Here is a 19,626-nt window from a genome sequence, read left to right on the forward strand (position 1 = left end):
CCTTAGCTTTCAGTGTGGGATGCTGCCTGGCCGGCAAGCTCTGAAACAATGTCCTGCAGCTGCTTGACGCCGGCGGCGCGGTCCGTTAGGTGCAGGCGGAGGACCGGACGTCCGTGGTCGCTGAGGACCTGGGCATCACCGGCGGCCTGAGCCGAGATCAGCTCACCGAACGTGAACGGCCGCTCCGGAATGGAGAGGTCCGTCGCGGACTCGGCGGTGACCTGCAGGAACGCACCGATTGCCGGTCCGCCCTTGTGGAACTGGCCGGTGGAGTGCAGGAATCGCGGACCCCAGCCGAACGTCACAGGACGGCCACTGACTGCAGCGAGCTGGTCGCGGACGCCTTCGAACGGTGCGTATGCCAGCCGGTCGAAGTAGGCCTGGACGCTGAGGTAGCTGTCGTCTGCCAGCTGGGCGAGCAGTGCGGACACGGCGCCGGACGCCGTCGAAGCATCTCCGAGCCAGTCTCCGCCACGGACCTCAATGGCGCCGTCGACGAAATTGGCGGGCGTGGGCTCGGGCTGGGCGTCCAGCAGGCCGCGGGCGGCCACCTTGGCGGCCTCGACGTCGGGCTGGTCAAACGGGTTGATGCCCAGCAGGCGGCCGGCAACGGCCGTCGCGAATTCCCACACCATCATCTGCGTCGCCAGGCCACCGGCGATGGCAACCTCGTTTTCGCCGAGCTGCACGTCGTCAGCGTCGGCTGATACAAGGCGTACCACCAGGACATCGGCTGCACCGGAAGTGACCTCCGGTGCAGACGGGCCGGCCACCACGGGGAGAACGCCGGTGCCCAGCTTGCCGGTAGATTCGGCAATGAGCTGTTCGGCCCAGTCAGCGAAGCCGACAATGCCGGACCCGTCCTCCGCGATGACGATCTTGTTGCGCAGCGGGCTGGTGCCGCCCAGGGCGGTGCCCAAGGCCAGGCCGATGTTTTCGGCGGTGTCCTCGTTGAGGATCTCCGCGGCTTCCTCGGCTTCGTCCAGGAACCCCTGGATGTCCACTCCGGCGAGTCCGCAGGGAACGAGCCCGAAGGCGGTCAGCGCCGAGAAGCGGCCGCCGACGTTCGGGTCCGCGTTGAAGACGGCGCGGTAGCCGGCCTCCCGCGACGCCTTGTCCAGCGGCGAACCCGGGTCGGTGACGATGACGATCCGGCTCTTGGCGTCGATTCCGGCGTCGGTGAAGGCCTGCTCGAAGATCCGTCGCTGGGAGTCAGTCTCCACGGTGGAACCTGACTTGGAGGACACCACGATGGCTGTTTCGGTAATCCGGTCCACCAAAGCGGCACTGACCTGTTCGGGGTCGGTGCTGTCAAGCACAGTCAGCTCGACGCCAGCGGTTCCCGCGATGACCTCAGGCGCCAGCGAGGAACCGCCCATGCCGCAAAGGACAATGCGCGTCACGCCGTCGGCCTTCAGTGCATCACGGAGTTCCAGGATGTCGCTGACCAGGGGCTGGGAGACGGTGGCCGCCTCGACCCAGCCCAGTCGGATAGCGGATTCCTGCTCGGCATCCGGACCCCACAACGTATGGTCCTTCGCGAAAATCCGGGTGGCAATGCGGTCTTCCAGCAGTGCGGGAAGGTGCTGCTCAAGTGCCTTGCGGGCTGCGCCGGTGGCGTCGTAGCTGAGTGTGCTCATGGTGGGTTAGGAAGCCTTCCGTGCGGAGGCCAGCGCGGCTTCGACGTCGCCGAGGAGTTCCTTCCAGCTGGCCACGAACTTGTCGAGGCCTTCGGATTCGAGCAGTGCCACGACGTCGTTGTAGGAGATTCCGAGCGCGTCGAGGGCGTTCAGGGTCGCGTTGGCGTCGTCGTAGCCGCGGGTGACGGTGTCGCCGGTGACTACGCCGTGGTCGAACGTGGCGTCGAGGGTCTTTTCCGGCATGGTGTTGACCACGCCGGGGGCGACGAGTTCGGTGACGTAGAGGGTGTCCGGGTAAGCCGGGTCCTTCACGCCGGTGGAAGCCCACAGCGGGCGCTGCGGAAGCGCGCCGGCTTCGGCGAGCAGTGCCCAGCGTTCGGTGGAGAAGAGCTCCTCGTAGACCTGGTAGGCAAGGCGGGCGTTGGCCAGGCCGGCCTTGCCCTTGAGTGCCTTGGCTTCGTCGGTGCCGATGGCGTCGAGGCGCTTGTCGATTTCGGCATCGACGCGGGAGACGAAGAAGGACGCCACGGAGTGGATCTTGGAGAGGTCGTGGCCGTTGCCCTTGGCCTGCTCCAGGCCGGACTGGAAGGCGTTGATCACGGCGCGGTAGCGTTCCAGCGAGAAGATCAGGGTCACGTTGACGCTGATGCCCTCGGCCAGGGTCGCCGCGATGGCTTCGAGGCCTTCAAGGGTTGCCGGGATCTTGATCAGGACGTTGTCCTTGGCGACCTTCTTGTACAGGTGCTTCGCTTCGGCGATGGTCCCGGCGGTGTCCCAGGCGAGGCGGGGATCCACTTCGATGGAAACCCGGCCGTCAACACCCTTGGTGGCTGCGGCGACGGGAGCGAACAGGTCGCAGGCGTCAGCCACGTCGGTGGTGGTGATTTCGAAGACGGTCTCTTCCACGGTGGCGCCGGCAGCGGCCTGGGCGGCGATGACGGTGTCGTAGTCGTGGCCGGTGGTGATGGCTGCGTGGAAGATGGACGGGTTGGTGGTGACGCCAACGACGTTCTTCTCTTCGATGAGCTTGCGCAGGGTGCCGGTCTGCAGGCGGCCGCGGGAGAGGTCGTCGAGCCAGATCGAGACGCCGGCGTCGGAAAGCTGCTGGGTGGGGGTAGTCATGTCGAACTCCTTGAAGTCATGGGTTCCGGGGGACGGTGTCCCCCGGAACCGTGGTGGATCAGTTGGAGAGGCCGGCGAGGGATTCCTTCGCCGCGGCGGTGACGGCTTCTGCCGTGATGCCGAATTCCTGGAAGAGGCGCTTGTAGTCGGCGGAGGCGCCGAAGTGCTCGAGGCTGATGGAACGGCCGGCGTCGCCGACGAATTCGCGCCAGCCCAAAGCCAGGCCGGCTTCGACGGAGACGCGTGCCTTCACAGCCGGGGGCAGGACGGCGTCGCGGTAGGCGGCGTCCTGCTTGTTGAACCACTCCACACACGGCATGGACACCACACGGGTGGGGATGCCTTCGGCCTGGAGCGCTTCGCGGGCGTTCACGGCCAGCTGGACCTCGGAACCGGTGCCGATCAGGATGACCTGGGCGTCGGCGGTCTTGCCGTCCTTGGAGGCCTCGGCCAGGACGTAGCCGCCCTTGGCCACGCCGGAGACGGCACCGAACGTGTCGCCGTCGGCGTCGCCCTCGCCGCGGGCGTAGGTGGGGATGTTCTGGCGGGTCAGCACGATTCCGGCCGGGTTTTCGTGGTTTTCCAGCATGACCTTCCAGGCAGCGGCGACCTCGTTCGCGTCACCGGGGCGGACAACGTCCAGGCCCGGAATGGCACGCAGGGAGGCCAGCTGCTCCACCGGCTGGTGGGTGGGGCCGTCTTCGCCCAGGCCGATGGAGTCGTGTGTCCAGACGTACAGGGACGGAACACCCATCAGCGCGCCGAGGCGGATGGCCGGGCGCTGGTAGTCGGAGAAGATCAGGAACGTGCCGGAGAACGCCCGGGTCTTTCCGTGCAGGGCGATGCCGTTCACGATGGACGCGGCGGCGTGTTCACGGATGCCGAAGTGCAGCACGCGGCCGTACGGGTTGCCCTTCCACGCACCGGTGGACCGGGACGCGGGAATGAACGAGGGCGAACCCTCGATGGTGGTGTTGTTGGACTCGGCGAGGTCGGCCGAACCGCCCCACAGTTCCGGCATGACCGGGCCGATCGCGTTCAGGACCTTGCCGGACGCGGCACGGGTGGAGACGTCCTTGCCTGCTTCGAACACCGGCAGGGCGGAGTCGAGCTCCACCGGGAGCTTGCGGGCCTCGACACGCTCGAGCAGCGCGGCTGCTTCCGGGTTGGCGGCCTGCCATGCCTCGAAGGAGTCCTGCCATTCGCTGCGGGCAGCGGCACCGCGGTCCACGACGGCGCGGGCGTGCGCCAGGACCTCCTCGTCGACCTCGAAGGTCTTCGCCGGGTCAAAGCCCAGGACGTCCTTCAGCGCCGATACTTCTTCAGCACCCAGGGCCGAACCGTGGATCTTGCCGGTATTCTGCTTCTTCGGCGCCGGGTAGCCGATGATGGTGCGCAGCGACACGATCGAGGGCTTGGTGGTCTCCGCCTTCGCCGCGATCAGGGCCGCGTACAGTTCCTGGACGTCTTCCTTGTATTCGCCGGTCTTGGTCCAGTCCACGCGCTGGACGTGCCAGCCGTAGGCCTCGTACCGCTTGAGGACATCCTCGGTGAACGCAACGTCGGTGTCATCTTCGATGGAGATGTGGTTCTCGTCGTAAACAACCACAAGGTTGCCGAGTTCCTGGTGGCCGGCGAGGGAGGAAGCCTCGGAAGTCACGCCTTCCTGGAGGTCGCCGTCGGAGGCAATGACCCAGATGGTGTGGTCGAACGGGGACTGGCCGGCGGGAGCGTCGGCGTCGAACAGGCCGCGCATCCGGCGCTGGGAGTAAGCGAAGCCGACCGAGGACGCCAGGCCCTGGCCCAGCGGACCGGTGGTGATTTCCACACCGGCGGTGTGCTTGTACTCCGGGTGCCCCGGGGTCAGTGAATCCCAGGTACGCAGCGCCTTCAGGTCCTTCAGCTCCAGGCCGTAACCGGAGAGGAACAGCTGGATGTACAGCGTCAGGGACGTGTGGCCGGGTGAGAGGATGAACCGGTCACGGCCGATCCAGTCCGGGTTCTTCGGGTCATGGCGCATCAGCTTCTGGAAGAGAAGGTACGCGGCCGGGGCCAGGCTCATCGCGGTGCCCGGGTGGCCGTTTCCAACTTTTTCGACCGCGTCCGCGGCCAAAACACGGGCCGTATCAACAGCTCGCTGGTCCAAACTGGTCCATGACAGTTCTTGCTCTTCCAAATGTGGCACGAAAACCGGGCCCCTCTCTGTGCTGACGGCAGGTGGTACGAACAGGCCGGAGCGGGGGCACACATAATGGCGCCCGCTGCGGTTAGTACCAGCCGTTCACCATTGAAACGTTGATCTTCATTCAGTCGCGTCCGAGATTCCGGGAATGCGCATTCCATAGGCATTCCTTGCGTGCTGATCTGCAGACAGCTTAGCCCCATTCCAAGGGCTGGTCAGCGTGTATCTCACTAAGTGGACTGAATTTTCCTTATATGAATCACCGCGTCGCGCAGCGCCCGTGAGGATGGGTTAACGTGCCGGAATCATGGAGGCTTCGGAGTCCTAAGAGCCACGGTATGATATTCGGAGGCCACCGCCGGAGGGAGCGGGCCCGGTTTGGGCCGCCGCCGCTGCGAGAACCAGCCGGACTGAACAGCCAGACAGAACAGAGTGACTGCCACCGTGAGCACAACAGATACGCCGCTGAACGCCTCCCGGCTTCCCGGAAAGATCGGGATAGCCCGCAAAGCCAAGGCGTACCTTGCCCTCACGAAACCGCGGGTCATCGAACTGCTGCTTGTGAGCACTCTGCCAACCATGATCTACGCCGAACGCGGATTCCCCTCCGTCGGGCTGATCCTTGCCACGCTCGTGGGCGGGGCGTTTGCTGCCGGAAGTGCAGGGGCTTTCAACTGTTACCTCGACCGTGACATCGACAAGCTGATGCACCGGACCGAGAACCGTCCCCTGGTTACCGGCGAAGTGACTCCGCGCGAGGCATTGGTGTTCTCCTGGCTTCTGGGTGCCGCCGCCATCGCAATCCTCTGGTTCGGCGCCAACCCGCTGTCGGCGTGGCTGGGCCTCGGGGCAATCGTCTTCTACGTGGTCATTTACACCATGATCCTTAAGCGCCGCACGGCCCAGAACATCGTCTGGGGCGGAGCCGCGGGTTGCTTCCCGGTGCTGATTGCGTGGGCCGCCGTCACCAACACGGTCGAGTGGCCGGCGATCGTCCTGTTCATGGTCATTTTCCTGTGGACGCCGCCGCACTACTGGCCGCTGTCCATGCGCTACGGCGAGGACTACCGCAACGCGAAAGTCCCGATGCTCGGCGCTATCGCCGGGGCCAAGGTCGTCTCGGTCCAGGTAGTGCTGTACGCGTGGGCCATGGTGGCGTGCTCGCTGCTGCTGGTCCCTGCCGGCGGGGCGGGCTGGGTCTACACGGTCACCGCCGTGGCCGCAGGTGCCTGGTTCCTGTATGAATCGCACGCCCTCTACAACCGGGCCCAGGGTGGCGACGTCTCCGACAAGGGCGCCATGAAGGTCTTCCACGGTTCCATCAGCTACCTCACCCTGCTCTTCATCGCCCTGGCCGTCGACCCCTTTGTGGGCTCGGCCATCATGGGCTAGACGCTCTCTCACTACCTGTCGCTTTATCCCGGGCGCTCTCTCACCTGCGAGGTGAGGGGGCGTTCTGCCATGCGGCAGGAACTGCGAGAGCGTCCAGGGGAAACCCGCAGGAGCTGAGAGAGCGTCGTGGGGTACCGGTGGCAGGGCACACAAAAGCACCCCGGTCACTGCGGACCGGGGTGCTGATTCTTCGCTGCTTTACTTATCTGCGCTGCCCTACTTAAGCGGCCTCACTTGACCGGGCTGGACCGGGCGACGTCGGCGGCGTTCGTTGCGGCGCTTATGAGCAGGGCCGCACCCAGCATGTGGGCGCCCACCAGGAGGGCGGGGATGCCGTTGTAGTACTGCGTGAATCCGATGGCTGCCTGGAGCACCGTGACTCCCAGGAGCATCAGTACGGCGCTGCGGAAAGGGCCTGTGATCCGGTCGCGGAACACAAGGTACAGGCCAAACAGCGCGCCTGCCGTGACGAGGTACGCGGGCACCGCGTGGATGTGCGAGAACAGGTCCCAGTCCAGGCCGTTCCGGGGGGCGTCAGCATCGCCGGCGTGCGGTCCGGCTCCCGTAACCACAACACCGAGCATCACGGCGACGGCGGAGAAGAGGGCGACGGCGGCCATCACCGGCCGTGCAGCGCCCGGCAGGGATGGAAGTACGACGCCGGCGAACCGTCCCGTTCGGCCGTACGCCCTGTTGACCAGCAGGGTCGCAATCACGACGAGGGCCATCGACACCAGGAAGTGCAGCCCCACCACCCAGGGATTGAGCTGGGTCAGCACGGTAATGCCGCCGATGACGGCCTGCGCCGGGATGCTGGCCAGCAGGCCCAGGGCCAGGAGGAACAGGTCCCTGCGCTCCTTGCGGAGGTTCCACAGATACACCAGCATGAGGACCGCAATCGCGGCCAGTGCGAATGTCAGGAGCCGGTTTCCGAATTCGATGAAGCCGTGGATGCCCATTTCCGGGGTGTTCACCAGGGATGCGTCAGTGCAGCGCGGCCACGTAGGGCAGCCGAGCCCGGACGCGGTGAGGCGGACGGCCCCTCCGGTCACGACGAGCACCGTCTGGCCGATGAGGGAAAGGACCGCCAGCCTGCGGACGGTGCTGTCGACCGTGACTGGCAGCTTGGACGTCATTCGTCCGAGAATCTGGGGGAGGCGCGATTCCGTACTCACGGTTTTCTCAATTCCACTTGAACCAACGGATGGCAGCTGCGCCGGCGAGGACCGTCCAGAGCAGCAGGACTAGGGTGGCGCCTCCATTAAGGGTGCCGGCGAGGAAAGCATCCCGCAGCGCCTCGCCCAACGCGCCGGACGGCAGGAAGTGGACCACTTCCCCGGCGGGCGCGGGCAGCCGCTCAGCGGGAATGACGATTCCGCCCAGGGCCCCGAGCAGGATCCATAAAAGGTTGGTGATGGCCAGGGTAGCCTCCGGCCGGACCGTTCCGGCGACCAGGAGGCCAAGGGCGGTGAAAGCTGCCGCCCCCAGGACCAGCAGCGCCAGCGCCGGTACCCAACCCGTCGTCGTCGGCTGCCAGCCGAGTGCCAAGGCCACGGCCCCGACCACCAGCACCTGCAGGGCCAGCACGGCCAGCACGGCCAGGATTTTTCCTGCGATCAGGCCGGCTCGCCCCAGGGGGGTGGTGGACAGGAAGCGCAGCACCCCGTAACGGCGGTCGAACCCGGTGGAAATGCCCTGGCCGGTGAAGGCCGTGGACATCGCACACAAGGCGAGGATTCCCGGTACCGCAACGTCAACCCGGGTTCCGCCCAGGCCGTCCAGCAGCGGGGTGACGGTCAGCCCCACCAAGGCCAGCAGGGGCAAGACGATCGCCAGGATGAGCTGCTCGCCGTTGCGCAGCATGGTGATTGCTTCGTACTTGCCTTGGAGCAGAATGCGGCGGTGAAGCGGGGCAGGAGCGCTGCCCAGGACGCGGGTCATCGCATCTCCCTTCCCGAGATGTCCAAAAATACGTCTTCCAGGCTCCGGGCTTCCAGGCTCATGGAGCCGGGCATGATGCCATGGCCGGCCCACCAGGCCGTCAGTGCGGCCAGGTCCTCCGGCGTTAGTACTCCGGTGGCGGCGTAACTCCCGGCGCGGGTTTCCCGGATGTCGACGGCGGCAGGCAGGACGCCCGTGAAGTCCAGCCCGGGACGCGCCTCGAAGAGAAGGGTCCGGACGTGTTCCCGGGCGGCGTCCGTGCTCAGGTTCCGCATCAGCAGTTGGGCCACTGTGCCTTCGGCGACATTCCGGCCGGCGTCAATGATGTAGACGTAGTCAGCCAGCCGCTGGGCATCGTCCATCAGGTGGGTGGTGAGGATGATTCCCATGCCGGCGTCGCGTAACTCGGAAATCAATTCGAACACCAGCTGGCGCGACTGCGGATCCAGCCCCGCGCTTGGTTCGTCCAGGAAGAGGACCTCGGGGTTTCCAGCCAGGGCCGCTGCGAGGGCGAGCCGCTGGCGCTGGCCACCGGAAAGGCGCCGCACCGTCGTGCGGCTGAAGCTGTCAATGCCCAGGCGTCCCACCAGGTCATCCACGGACCATGGATCCTGGTACATTCCGGCGATATGCTTCAGCAGTGGGATGGGCCGGGCCGACGGCGGGAGCCCGCCGTCCTGGAGCATGACACCCACGCGGGAACGAAGGGAAGCCCCTGCCGTGTCCGGGTCCTGGCCCAGCAGGGAGACGGTGCCGCCGGATCGGCGCTGCAGTCCTTGCGCACATTCAATAGTGGTGGTTTTGCCGGCGCCGTTGGCTCCCAGCAGGGCCGTGACCTGGCCGCGTTCGGCGGTGAGGGAAACACCGCTGACCACCCGGAGCATTTTGCCGTCAAGGGAGGCCAGGGGGCCAACGTCCTTAATAAGTCCCGTGATGGACAGGACGGGAGAATCGGGAGATCGCACCAAAGCATTCTACGCGATGTAGTACGCCCGCCTTCCGACGGCATGTGACTGTAGGTCAGCCTCGCCTTACTGGAACGGGGGAGTAAATTACGACATGATTGTGTTGTGTATTCCATGAGCACCCGACTTTCTGCGCCCCGAACCGGGTCCGCCGCGCCAAACGGCGCCGCCGGTTCGTTCCGGCCCGGGACGGCTGTGCCCCAGCCGGCCTCCGCAGCCCGGCCGGCGTCGACGCCGCACGCGTTCTCGGCGGACTCGGATGAGCGCACGCGTGACCGCGTACTGAACGCGGTGCTGGAGCACGGTCCGGTCAGTGCTGCCGAGCTCGGCGACCTGCTCGGCTTCACGCCAGCAGCCGTGCGGCGGCACTTGGACCACCTGTCACGCAGCGGTGTGATTGAGGTCAAGCGCGTGGCCAAGGCAGGAGCCGGTGCAGGACGCCCGGCCCGCCGCTACGTCCTGAGCTCGCAGGGCCAGTCCCGCCTCGGGGACGACTACCTTGACATTGCCGGCCTGGCTCTCCAGCGCCTGGGCGAAATTGCCGGACCCGATGCGGTCCGCGAGTTCGCCGTCGAACGCTTCGCGGAGATGGAACGCCGCTACGCGCCGGAGATCGAGGCCGCCGGGCCGGATATCACCGCGCGGGCACAGGCCCTTTCCGCCGCGCTGAGCCGGGACGGTTTTGTGGCCTCGGCAGCCTCCATTGAAGCCAAGGCGCCGCTCCCTGCTGCGCTCTCCAGCGTCCAGCTGTGCCAGGGCCATTGCCCCATCCAGCAGCTGGCGACCAGGTTCCCCGTGTTCTGCGACGTCGAAACCGAAGTATTTTCCCGGCTCGTCGGCGTCGACGTGCGCAGGCTGTCCACGCTGGCACGCGGCGGACACGTCTGCACCACCCACATACCTACAGGCCGTCCGGCCGCCAAGGGACCCGAGGGTCCCGGACACACCACGGACAGCCTGGGCGAAGTATCCAACCATCTGCAAGAAAGGCCGTGATGACGGACCAACTATCAGAGAACAAGGTTGCTGAAACTACTGTGATTTCGGAGATTCTGGAGAAGAACCCCGAGCTCCACGGTATTGGCACCTATGAGTACGGCTGGGCCGACAAGAACGATGTCGGAGCCAACGCACGTCGTGGCATCAACGACGAAGTTGTCCGGGACATTTCGGCCAAGAAGAACGAGCCGGAGTGGATGCTGGACCTGCGCCTGAAGGGCCTGAAGTACTTCGACCGCAAGCCCATGCCCACCTGGGGTGCAGACCTCTCCGGCATCGACTTCGACAACATCAAGTACTTCGTGCGCTCCACGGAGAAGCAGGCCGCCACGTGGGAAGACCTCCCCGAGGACATCCGGAACACCTACGAGAAACTGGGCATTCCGGAAGCTGAGCGCAGCCGCCTCGTTTCAGGCGTGGCAGCACAGTACGAATCCGAGGTCGTGTACCACCAGATCCGCGAGGACCTCGAAGCCCAGGGCGTCATCTTCCTGGACACCGACACTGCACTGCGCGAGCACCCGGAGATCTTCCAGGAGTACTTCGGCACCATCATCCCGGTGGGCGACAACAAGTTTGCGTCGCTCAACACGGCCGTGTGGTCCGGCGGTTCCTTCGTATACGTCCCCAAGGGCGTTCACGTGGACATCCCGCTGCAGGCATACTTCCGCATCAACACGGAAAACATGGGCCAGTTCGAGCGCACGCTGATCATCGCCGACGAGGACTCCTACGTCCACTACATCGAAGGCTGCACGGCGCCGATCTACACGTCGGACTCGCTGCACTCTGCCGTTGTGGAAATCATCGTGAAGAAGGGCGCCCGCGTCCGCTACACGACCATCCAGAACTGGTCCAACAACGTGTACAATCTGGTCACCAAGCGCGCCATCTGCGAAGAGGGCGCCACCATGGAATGGATCGATGGCAACATCGGCTCCAAGGTCACCATGAAGTACCCGGCCGTCTACCTGGTGGGCGAGCACGCCAAGGGTGAAACGCTGTCCATCGCGTTCGCCGGCGAAGGCCAGCACCAGGACACCGGCTCGAAGATGGTTCACATCGCACCGAACACCAAGAGCTCCATCGTCTCCAAGTCCGTGGCACGCGGCGGCGGCCGTGCCGCCTACCGCGGCCTGGTCCAGATCCGCGAAGGCGCCAAGCACTCCGCCAACACGGTCCGCTGCGACGCCCTGCTCGTGGACACGATCAGCCGTTCGGACACGTACCCGTACATCGACATCCGCGAAGATGACGTCCAGCTGGGTCACGAGGCAACCGTCTCGCGCGTTTCCGAAGAACAGCTCTTCTACCTGATGTCCCGCGGCATGCGCGAAGACGAAGCCATGGCGATGATTGTCCGCGGCTTCATCGAGCCGATCGCCCGCGAGCTTCCGATGGAATACGCCCTCGAGCTGAACCGCCTCATTGAACTCCAGATGGAAGGATCCGTCGGTTAATGACTGCCGAAACTGTTACTGAAAAGGCCCGCATCGGAGCGCCTTCCATCGCCGGCTTCACCGAGGAAGGCGAGGGGCTGGTCGCCGCCAAGGTGGACCACAGCCACAATCACGGCGTTACCGTGATGTCCTCCCGCGCCGAACGCCTCACAAGCTTCAACGTGGCCGACTTCCCGCTGCCCACGGGCCGCGAGGAGGAATGGCGCTTCAGCCCGGTCCGCGGGCTGGCCAACCTGCTCTCCGACACCGCCACGGACCGTGATCCCGTGCCGGCCGCCGGCTACACCGTTGAAGCGCCTGAAGGCTACGTCCGCGGCACGCTGGCTCCCGGTGCAGCACCCCGCGGAAGCGTCCTGGTCCCCGCCGACCGGGCCGCCGTCGTCGCCTCCGCCAACACGGACGAGGCACTGCACGTGGTCATCCCGGCGGAAGCCGAGCCGGCTGAGCCGCTGCGGATCCTGGTCCACGGCGAAGCCGCGGGCCGCCGCTCCAACGCACACTTCGTGCTGGAAGCGGGTGCCAACTCGCGCAGCGTCGTGATCCTGGAGCACACGGGTTCGGCCGACCACAACGGCAACCTGGAAGTCATCGTTGGCGAGGGCGCCAAGCTCACCGTGATCTCGGTACAGCTCTGGGAAGACGACGCCAAGCACCTGGCTCAGCACGACGCGCAGGTAGGCAAGGACGCTGTGTACAAGCACATCGCCGTGTCCCTGGGTGGCTCGATCGTTCGCCTGAACTCCAACGTCCGGTTCTCGGGCGAGGGTGCCGACGCCGAGCTGCTGGGCCTCTACTTCGCCGACGCGGGACAGCACCTGGAGCACCGCTCCTTCGTTGACCACAACGTGGCCAACTGCAAGTCCAACGTGCTCTACAAGGGCGCCCTGCAGGGCAAGGATGCACACACCGTCTGGGTCGGCGATGTCCTCATCCAAAAGCAGGCACTGGGCACCGATTCGTACGAGAAGAACCAGAACCTCGTGCTGACGGACGGCTGCCGTGCGGACTCGGTCCCGAACCTCGAGATTGAAACCGGCCTCATCGAGGGTGCCGGCCACGCGAGCTCCACCGGCCGTTTCGATGACGAGCACCTGTTCTACCTCATGGCCCGCGGCATCCCCGAGGACGTCGCCCGCCGCCTGGTTGTCCGCGGGTTCCTCAACGAGATCATCCAGAAGATCAAGGTCCCGGCACTCGAAGAGCGCCTGACCGAGGCTGTTGAGCGCGAGCTCGCCGCGAGCGAGAACTGAAACGGACAGGCCGGAACGCATGAGTGAACAACCCAAGGGTGAGCTGGTATGCAATGCCAACGACATCCAGGTCAAGCAGGCGCTGCGGATCCTGATCGACGACTATCCGGTAGCCGTCGTCCGGGACTCGATGGGAGAAATCCACGCCATCGGCGACACCTGCTCGCACGCGGACATTTCACTGTCCGAGGGCGAGGTGGAAGGCTGCGCGATCGAGTGCTGGGGCCACGGCTCGCAATTCGACCTGCGCAACGGCCAGCCCCTGCAGCTTCCTGCCTACGATCCCGTGCCGGTCTTCGCCGTCGAGCTTGACGGTGACGACGTCTACGTGGATGTAACCAATGTCCTGAACGGCGCCACCGTCAACACCTACTGAGCGCCCCGGCCTCACAAGACTTACGAACGAAAAGAAAGAAGAGCATGTCAACTCTTGAAATCAAGGACCTGCACGTCAGCATTGAGACGGAGCAGGGCACCAAGGAGATCCTGAAGGGCGTCAGCCTGACCATCAGGACCGGCGAAACCCACGCCATCATGGGACCCAACGGTTCGGGCAAGTCCACCCTGGCGTCCACCATTGCCGGTCACCCGCGCTACAACGTCACCAGCGGTTCCATCACGCTCGACGGCGAAGATGTCCTGGCCATGAGCGTGGACGAGCGCGCCCGCGCCGGCGTCTTCCTCGCCATGCAGTACCCGGTGGAGGTCCCCGGCGTCAGCATGACCAACTTCCTCCGGACCGCCAAGACCGCCATCGACGGCGAAGCGCCCAAGCTGCGTACCTGGACCAAGGACGTCAAGGCTGCCATGCAGAAGCTGCGCATAGATGCCGACTTCACCCAGCGCAACGTCAACGAAGGCTTCTCCGGCGGCGAAAAGAAGCGCGTGGAGATCCTGCAGCTCGAGCTCTTCAAGCCCAAGTTCGCGGTCCTGGACGAGACCGACTCCGGCCTGGACGTCGACGCCCTGAAGGTTGTCTCCGAGGGTGTCAACCGTGCCCACGCCGAAGGCAACATGGGTACCCTGCTCATCACGCACTACACCCGGATCCTGCGCTACATCAAGCCTGAATTCGTCCACGTCTTCGTTGACGGCCAGGTTGTCGAAGAGGGCGGTCCGGAACTCGCCGACCGCCTCGAAGAAGAAGGCTACGACCGTTACGCCAAGGGTGCCGGCGCAGCAACCATTCCCGCAGCCGACGCTGCAGTCCAGGGCTAGTGAGGACAACGCCATGACCGAAATCAAAGCGGCCCGCACGGGCCTCGAAGATGTCGAAGAGGCACTGAAGGACGTCATCGACCCCGAGCTGGGCGTTAACATTGTTGACCTGGGTCTGCTGTACGGACTGAAGTACTCGGACGACGACGGCGCGCTGCTCATCGACATGACACTCACGACGGCGGCCTGCCCGCTCACGGACGTCATCGAGGAGCAGGTAGGCAAGGCCCTCGAGGGCGTTGTGGACGACTGGCGGCTGAACTGGGTCTGGATGCCGCCGTGGGGTCCGGAGCGGATCACCGAAGACGGACGCGACCAGATGCGTGCCCTCGGGTTCAACATCTAGGCACGGACTCCGGTCGGATTAAACCACGACGGCGGCCGGTCACCTTCCCAGCGAAGGTGGCCGGCCGCCGTCGAGCTTTAAGCGGTTGCTCCCTAGGCGCCCTTATGGCGCGGCGTAACGGCAGTTACGCAGCAGCGGATCCAGCTACAGGGTTGCCGCACTGAACGTATCGCACTGGTTGATGTCGCCGGTCTGATAGCCCTGGTAGAACCACCGCTGCCGCTGCTCGCTTGATCCGTGCGTCCAGGCTTCCGGCGAGACGCGCCCGGTGGCAGCCTCCTGGATGCGGTCATCGCCGACGGCCGATGCCGCGGAGAGGGCATCGTTCAGGTCCTGCTGGGTGAGCGGTTCAAGGAACGGCTGGCCTGTCTTCGGATCCTGCTGAGTGGTCGCATACCGGACCCAGAGGCCCGCGTAGCAGTCCGCCTGCAGCTCCACGCGCACGGCACCCGATTCGGGTCCCTGGGGATCCTGCTGGGCGCGGTCCAGGTTGCCGAGGACGTTCTGGACGTGGTGGCCGAATTCGTGCGCCACCACGTATTCCTGGGCCAGCGGACCACCGGACGATCCAAAGCGGTCCACCAGGTCCTGGAAGAAGCCGGGGTCGAAGTACGCGGTGGTATCAGCCGGGCAATAGAACGGACCCACCGCAGAGGTTGCGCCGCCGCAGGCCGTATTGGTGGCCTGGCTGAAGATCACCGTGGTGGGACGCGGATACTCCGTGTTGTACTGGGCCAGGTAGGCCGGCCAGAATGCGTTGAGGCTGTTCACCGTTCCGGTGATACGGCAGTCGAGCCGGGCATCGGCGTCAGCGCCGGTTTCGCAGGCAGGTGCCGTGCCCTGGCTTTGCGGCTCCTGCGCAGCCCCGGTCAGGCCCTCCAGCAGTTGGGGGTTGACCCCGAACAGAGCGGCCAGCAGGAGGATGATTCCGCCCCCGATACCGCCGCCGATCTTGGTTCCGCGGCCCATGCCGCGCCGGTCCTGGACCTGCGACGGGTCCAGCTGGACGTTGTCATTGAAACTCATAGTGTCACAATAACCCGACCGGACCGGCCCGTAGCCGTGGACGCCGGTAAAGTTGATCCGATGCCTTTCCTCAACAGACTCCAACAATGGGCCGACGACCGCCCCGACGACACCGCCGTCGTCGTGGCCGGCCGGCACCTGGACTGGGCGGCGCTTCGGGACGCCGCGACGGCGCGGATCACGGACGCCGCGGCCGTGACGATACTCGCTGAGCCGAACTCGGTGGACTTCGCCATATCCTTCGCAGCCGCGGTGGCGGGGGACCGGCAGTGTGCCGTCCTCGACCCCGCCTGGCCCGTGCAACTGCAGGCCGACATCGCCGCCCGGCTGGACAATGCCGTCGCGGCCGGCCCGCCGGCGACCGCGGAGCTTCGTGACGGCCTGCCCGAATCCCCCTTCCTGATCGGACTGACCTCCGGCACCACCTCCGTGCCCAAGGCATTCACAAGGTCACGGCGCTCGTGGCAGCTTTCCTTCGACGCATCCATCGAGTTCTTCGGCCTTACCCAGCAGGACAAGACCCTCGCCCCGGGTCCGCTGGCGGCCAGCCTTAACCTGTATGCGCTCTCCGAGTGCCTCTATGCCGGCTCGGAATTCCACACGCTGGAATCGTTCGACGTCGGCGACGTGCACGCCGCCATCACGCACGACGGCATTACCCGCCTTGTCCTGGTCCCCACCATGCTCCGGTTGCTCAGTGAGCGGGGACTGGCCGGGTGCGTGGACGCTTCCGGCATCACCTCCATCATCTGCGCCGGGTCCAAGCTCGATGCCCGGACGTTGGAAGCCGCGCGCCGCTGGGCACCCCGGGCCACCATCTTCGAGTACTACGGCGCGTCCGAACTGAGCTTCGTGTCCGGGGCGGGCCTGCGCTCGGGCGCGCCGCTGGACGCCGGAGGAACCCGTATCGGCAAACCGTTCCCCGGCGTCGACGTCCGTATCCTTAATGACGCGGGCGACCGGGTTCCCGACGGCACGGACGGCAACATATGCGTCCGGAGCGGCATGGTGAGCAACGGCTACCTCTGGGGCGACGACGGGCAGGCGCTCCGCTGTTTCGACGGCTGGTACACCGTGGGGGACCAAGGCTACCTGCTGGACGGTGAGCTCCACATCCTGGGACGGCGCTCGGACATGATCATCACCGCCGGCAAGAACGTGTATCCGCACGAAGTGGAACTGGCCCTCGCGTCCGTCCCGGGCGTGGCGGCCGCCGTCGCATCGGGCATGCCCGATGATGTGCGCGGCCAGCGGGTGGTTGCCGGTGTGGTCCCATCCCATGGAGGCATCACGGCAACCCAGCTCAAAGCCGGTCTTGATGACGTCCTGCCCAGGGACAAGCGGCCGCTCCAGTATTTTGCCTTGGCCGAGCTGCCCGTCACGGACCGAGGGAAAGTCAGCAGGCAACTGCTGCTGGACTGGATTGAACGCGGAGACACAAGGGTCCGCCGCCTTGGCTGAACCTGTGCCGGAGCAGTTGCCGCCGGACCGGCAGCCCGTGGTCATCGCGGCCCTGCGGACTCCCATCCGAAAGGCCAACGGGGCCTTCAGGGAGATCCGCGCCCATGAGCTTTTGGCCCCTGTGCTTCGCCGCCTCCTGATGGACAGCGGCCTGCCGGCATCAGCTGTTACGGACGTTGTGATCGGCAATGCGGTGGGAGGCGGCGGCAATGTTGCGCGCCTGGCTGCCTTGGAGGCCGGCTTGCCCGTCAGCGTTCCCGGTGTGACGGTTGACCGTCAGTGCGGTTCCGGGCTGGACGCCATAGTGCTCGCCGCACGGCTGGTAGCTGCCGGCGGCGGCGGCGCATACCTTGCGGGCGGGGTCGAAAGCATTAGTACCGCACCCCTCCGCGCGAACAGGGCCGCCGACGGCAGCCCCGAGTTCTTCCGCCGCGCGCAGTTCGTGCCTCTGGCCTATGGCGATCCGGATATGGGGGTCGCGGCGGAGAATGTGGCATCCGTTTCGAGGATCGGCCGGGACCGCCAGGACGGATTTGCGTTGCGAAGCCACCAGCGGGCACTGGCCGCGGCAGCGGCGGGAAACTTCCATGGCGAGACCGTGCCGCTGGAGGCCGCCTCCGGCACCGTGGCGTCCGACGACGGCCCGCGGTCAAGCCTGTCGGCCGCTTTGTTGTCCCGGTTCCCGCCCGTATTCGCCGAGGACGGCACGGTCACCGCCGGGAATTCCTGTTTCGACGCGGACGCCGCGTCCGCCGTCGTGGTCACCTCACTCCAGCGTGCCCGTGAGCTGGGGGCAACCGACGGACTGCTGGTGCTCGGTACGGATACCGCGGGTGTGGACCCGCAGGTTCTGGGTATGGGGGCTGCAGCGGCGGCCGGACGGCTCCTGGCGGCACACAACGTAGCGGCCGCGGATATCGGGCTCGTGGAATTCAACGAGGCTTTCGCCTCGCAGACGCTCGCCTGCCTGGACGCCCTCGGCATCGATCCGGAACGGGCAAACCTCGACGGCGGTGCGCTGGCGTTGGGCCACGCGTACGGGGCATCGGGGGCTGTGCTGGTGACGAGGCTCCTTGCGCAGGCGCGAGGTCACAGGACGCCGGGACCGGCCACACCGGCAGGAACGCTGGCGCTGGCCATGATCAGCATCGCCGGGGGAATGGGAACGGCAGCACTCTTCCGGTATGGGCGGCTGGCGCAGGCCCCGGCGGGCGGCTAGCGGCCGGGCTGCCCGTCGTCGGTGCCGTCATCGTCCATGCCTGGTTCACCAAGCCCCCGGGCGGCGAGGGCATCGCCGGTCTGGCGCGCGTAGGCCACCGTAGTAATGAAGACCGGCAGGACCAGCGCCCGGGGGTTGCGTTCCAGGCCCCGCGCCCGGGCGGAGTCCCTGACGTCCGAGTAGGCCCCGGCGATGAAGGGAATGCTGCGGAGCATGATCGCGATGGTGAGCGCGAAGCGTTCAGGATCCGCACCAAACCGCCTGAATGGCACAGCCAGGGAGACGACGCCGTCGAGGAGCCGCTGCATGGGCGTGGTGGCGGTCAGTATGGACGCGGCCACCACGCACACCAGGACGTTGAGGACAATCCGTGCCGCGACGGGACCGCCCAGCTGCCACCACTGGAACAACCCGATGGCCGCCAGCACGGGGAGGATGGGCCGGACGGCCTTGACCAAACGTGCGGGACCGGCGCCGCTGGCGAGGAACAGGGCGCACATGAGGGCCAGGACCGTTGCGGCGACCGCCCAGTCCACCACCAGGAATGAGGCCAGGCCGCAGCCGACGACTGCGAGGAACTTCAGCCAGAGCGGCGCCCGGTGGACCAGTGAGGTGCCGGGAACGTAGTTGACCAGCAGGAAGTCGTGGCCGCTCACGTGTCCTCCCGGCTGTGCGGGGCCAGCCTGGCGCGCACCGGCGGCAGGCCGGCGCCTGCCAGTGCCTTGTAGTGTTCGACGGCGGCGTCCGCACCGCCGTCGAACACCACCCGTCCGGAGTCCACAACCAGTACGCGGTCCATGTCGCGGACCAGATCCAGGTCGTGCGTGGACATCACAATTTGTTGGCTGAGGCCCGCGATGGTACGGCGGAGAAGCTCGCGGTTGCGAAGGTCCAGGAGCGTGGACGGCTCGTCCAGCACCAGAACGGCAGGCTCCACGGCAAGGACCGCGGCCAGCGCCATCAGCTGCCGTTCGCCGCCCGACAACTCGTAGATGCTTTGGTCTGCCAGCGGCATCAGGCCAAAGCGGTTGAGCATTGCCGAGGCCGCGTCCCGGCGTTCCCTCGGGTTCCGGATGGAGCGCCGCAGCGAGAGTTCCACGTCCTCCCGGCCGGTGGGCATCACTAGTTGCGACAGCGGATCCGTGAACACAAAACCGACCTTCCGGCGCACGGCACGCACAGAGTCGACAGTGTCCGCGCCGTCGATGGTCACCTGGCCACGGCTTGGTGCGACCAGACCGTTGAGCAGACGCAGGAGCGTGGACTTCCCGGAACCGTTCGCTCCGATCACCCCGATCCGCTGTTCGGTTAGATGGAGGGAGATTCCGTCCAGGAGTGTCTTGGGATCCGGACGTCCATCCACGGCCACCCGGACATTGACCCCGTCCAGAACGATGCTGCCCAT

Annotated in this window: 18 protein-coding genes; 9 read left to right on the forward strand and 9 right to left on the reverse strand. The window is 66.1% G+C overall.

Annotated elements, in window-relative coordinates:
• Window positions 1-2 precede the first annotated feature (2 nt).
• The 3 genes from Q8Z05_RS18435 to tkt are packed head-to-tail and all read right to left on the reverse strand — an operon-like array spanning window position 3 to window position 4,938.
• Window positions 3-1,640, reverse strand: a complete 1,638-nt coding sequence (locus tag Q8Z05_RS18435) for a glucose-6-phosphate isomerase (protein ID WP_305941006.1) — start codon at window positions 1,638-1,640, stop codon at window positions 3-5.
• Between the two features lie 6 nt (window positions 1,641-1,646).
• Window positions 1,647-2,762, reverse strand: a complete 1,116-nt coding sequence (gene tal / locus Q8Z05_RS18440) for a transaldolase (RefSeq protein ID WP_305941007.1) — start codon at window positions 2,760-2,762, stop codon at window positions 1,647-1,649.
• Between the two features lie 58 nt (window positions 2,763-2,820).
• Window positions 2,821-4,938, reverse strand: a complete 2,118-nt coding sequence (tkt, locus tag Q8Z05_RS18445) for a transketolase (protein WP_305941008.1) — start codon at window positions 4,936-4,938, stop codon at window positions 2,821-2,823.
• 438 nt (window positions 4,939-5,376) lie between these two features.
• Here tkt and Q8Z05_RS18450 point away from each other — a divergent pair, with 438 nt between their 5' ends.
• A complete protein-coding gene (locus Q8Z05_RS18450; protein WP_305941009.1) occupies window positions 5,377-6,336 on the forward strand; it encodes a heme o synthase in 960 nt (319 codons plus the stop codon).
• A 230-nt stretch (window positions 6,337-6,566) separates the two neighbouring features.
• Here the strand turns inward: Q8Z05_RS18450 and Q8Z05_RS18455 are convergent, their stop codons facing one another.
• From Q8Z05_RS18455 to Q8Z05_RS18465, 3 genes are read right to left on the reverse strand one after another with little or no spacing between them, the layout of a single operon-like run.
• The gene (locus tag Q8Z05_RS18455; protein WP_305941010.1) at window positions 6,567-7,511 is read right to left on the reverse strand and encodes a COX15/CtaA family protein; all 945 of its coding nucleotides are present in this window, start codon (window positions 7,509-7,511) and stop codon (window positions 6,567-6,569) included.
• A 7-nt stretch (window positions 7,512-7,518) separates the two neighbouring features.
• Window positions 7,519-8,277 carry an ABC transporter permease gene (locus Q8Z05_RS18460; RefSeq protein WP_305941011.1) on the reverse strand — a complete coding sequence of 253 codons (759 nt, stop codon included), beginning with the start codon at window positions 8,275-8,277 and terminating at the stop codon, window positions 7,519-7,521.
• The gene (locus Q8Z05_RS18465) at window positions 8,274-9,242 is read right to left on the reverse strand and encodes an ABC transporter ATP-binding protein (RefSeq protein ID WP_305941012.1); all 969 of its coding nucleotides are present in this window, start codon (window positions 9,240-9,242) and stop codon (window positions 8,274-8,276) included. Before Q8Z05_RS18465 ends, Q8Z05_RS18460 begins: the two co-directional genes overlap by 4 nt.
• Window positions 9,243-9,356: 114 nt before the next feature.
• Between Q8Z05_RS18465 and Q8Z05_RS18470 the strand changes: the two genes are divergently transcribed.
• From Q8Z05_RS18470 to Q8Z05_RS18495, 6 genes are read left to right on the forward strand one after another with little or no spacing between them, the layout of a single operon-like run.
• Window positions 9,357-10,238, forward strand: coding sequence for a helix-turn-helix transcriptional regulator (locus tag Q8Z05_RS18470; RefSeq protein WP_305941013.1), 882 nt, complete (start codon window positions 9,357-9,359; stop codon window positions 10,236-10,238).
• Window positions 10,238-11,701 carry a Fe-S cluster assembly protein SufB gene (gene sufB, locus Q8Z05_RS18475; RefSeq protein ID WP_305941014.1) on the forward strand — a complete coding sequence of 488 codons (1,464 nt, stop codon included), beginning with the start codon at window positions 10,238-10,240 and terminating at the stop codon, window positions 11,699-11,701. Before Q8Z05_RS18470 ends, sufB begins: the two co-directional genes overlap by 1 nt.
• On the forward strand, window positions 11,701-12,951 hold the full coding sequence (gene sufD / locus Q8Z05_RS18480; protein WP_305941015.1) for a Fe-S cluster assembly protein SufD: 1,251 nt from the start codon (window positions 11,701-11,703) through the stop codon (window positions 12,949-12,951). Before sufB ends, sufD begins: the two co-directional genes overlap by 1 nt.
• 19 nt (window positions 12,952-12,970) lie before the next feature.
• Window positions 12,971-13,327, forward strand: a complete 357-nt coding sequence (locus Q8Z05_RS18485; protein WP_305941016.1) for a non-heme iron oxygenase ferredoxin subunit — start codon at window positions 12,971-12,973, stop codon at window positions 13,325-13,327.
• A 44-nt stretch (window positions 13,328-13,371) separates the two neighbouring features.
• Window positions 13,372-14,169, forward strand: a complete 798-nt coding sequence (gene sufC / locus Q8Z05_RS18490; RefSeq protein ID WP_305941017.1) for a Fe-S cluster assembly ATPase SufC — start codon at window positions 13,372-13,374, stop codon at window positions 14,167-14,169.
• A 13-nt stretch (window positions 14,170-14,182) separates the two neighbouring features.
• Window positions 14,183-14,515, forward strand: coding sequence for a metal-sulfur cluster assembly factor (locus Q8Z05_RS18495; protein ID WP_305941018.1), 333 nt, complete (start codon window positions 14,183-14,185; stop codon window positions 14,513-14,515).
• Window positions 14,516-14,659: 144 nt separating this feature from the next.
• Here the strand turns inward: Q8Z05_RS18495 and ypfJ are convergent, their stop codons facing one another.
• On the reverse strand, window positions 14,660-15,541 hold the full coding sequence (ypfJ, locus tag Q8Z05_RS18500; protein ID WP_305941019.1) for a KPN_02809 family neutral zinc metallopeptidase: 882 nt from the start codon (window positions 15,539-15,541) through the stop codon (window positions 14,660-14,662).
• 60 nt (window positions 15,542-15,601) lie between these two features.
• On the opposite strand from ypfJ, the gene Q8Z05_RS18505 reads away from it, so the two are divergent.
• Window positions 15,602-17,002 carry a class I adenylate-forming enzyme family protein gene (locus Q8Z05_RS18505; protein WP_305941020.1) on the forward strand — a complete coding sequence of 467 codons (1,401 nt, stop codon included), beginning with the start codon at window positions 15,602-15,604 and terminating at the stop codon, window positions 17,000-17,002.
• Window positions 16,995-18,221 carry a thiolase family protein gene (locus Q8Z05_RS18510; RefSeq protein WP_305941021.1) on the forward strand — a complete coding sequence of 409 codons (1,227 nt, stop codon included), beginning with the start codon at window positions 16,995-16,997 and terminating at the stop codon, window positions 18,219-18,221. Before Q8Z05_RS18505 ends, Q8Z05_RS18510 begins: the two co-directional genes overlap by 8 nt.
• Here Q8Z05_RS18510 and Q8Z05_RS18515 read toward each other — a convergent pair.
• Entirely contained in the window at window positions 18,218-18,877 is a 660-nt protein-coding gene (locus Q8Z05_RS18515) for an energy-coupling factor transporter transmembrane component T family protein (protein ID WP_305941022.1), read from the reverse strand. The genes Q8Z05_RS18510 and Q8Z05_RS18515 overlap by 4 nt on opposite strands.
• Complete coding sequence (locus Q8Z05_RS18520) at window positions 18,874-19,626, reverse strand: energy-coupling factor ABC transporter ATP-binding protein (protein WP_305941023.1); 753 nt, start codon at window positions 19,624-19,626, stop codon at window positions 18,874-18,876. Before Q8Z05_RS18520 ends, Q8Z05_RS18515 begins: the two co-directional genes overlap by 4 nt.

It is taken from the genome of Arthrobacter oryzae, from assembly GCF_030718995.1.
Classification (GTDB): Bacteria; Actinomycetota; Actinomycetes; order Actinomycetales; family Micrococcaceae; genus Arthrobacter; species Arthrobacter oryzae_C.

What these genes read in the sequence shown, in the direction of transcription:
- ypfJ (WP_305941019.1), bottom strand. Translation starts at nt 15,541, where the DNA reads ATGAGTTTCAATGACAACGTCCAGCTGGACCCGTCGCAGGTCCAGGAC.
- Q8Z05_RS18485 (WP_305941016.1), top strand. Translation starts at nt 12,971, where the DNA reads ATGAGTGAACAACCCAAGGGTGAGCTGGTATGCAATGCCAACGACATC.
- Q8Z05_RS18460 (WP_305941011.1), bottom strand. Translation starts at nt 8,277, where the DNA reads ATGACCCGCGTCCTGGGCAGCGCTCCTGCCCCGCTTCACCGCCGCATT.
- sufB (WP_305941014.1), top strand. Translation starts at nt 10,238, where the DNA reads ATGACGGACCAACTATCAGAGAACAAGGTTGCTGAAACTACTGTGATT.
- Q8Z05_RS18495 (WP_305941018.1), top strand. Translation starts at nt 14,183, where the DNA reads ATGACCGAAATCAAAGCGGCCCGCACGGGCCTCGAAGATGTCGAAGAG.
- sufC (WP_305941017.1), top strand. Translation starts at nt 13,372, where the DNA reads ATGTCAACTCTTGAAATCAAGGACCTGCACGTCAGCATTGAGACGGAG.
- Q8Z05_RS18435 (WP_305941006.1), bottom strand. Translation starts at nt 1,640, where the DNA reads ATGAGCACACTCAGCTACGACGCCACCGGCGCAGCCCGCAAGGCACTT.
- Q8Z05_RS18470 (WP_305941013.1), top strand. Translation starts at nt 9,357, where the DNA reads ATGAGCACCCGACTTTCTGCGCCCCGAACCGGGTCCGCCGCGCCAAAC.
- sufD (WP_305941015.1), top strand. Translation starts at nt 11,701, where the DNA reads ATGACTGCCGAAACTGTTACTGAAAAGGCCCGCATCGGAGCGCCTTCC.
- tal (WP_305941007.1), bottom strand. Translation starts at nt 2,762, where the DNA reads ATGACTACCCCCACCCAGCAGCTTTCCGACGCCGGCGTCTCGATCTGG.
- Q8Z05_RS18505 (WP_305941020.1), top strand. Translation starts at nt 15,602, where the DNA reads ATGCCTTTCCTCAACAGACTCCAACAATGGGCCGACGACCGCCCCGAC.
- Q8Z05_RS18520 (WP_305941023.1), bottom strand. Translation starts at nt 19,626, where the DNA reads ATGGGCAGCATCGTTCTGGACGGGGTCAATGTCCGGGTGGCCGTGGAT.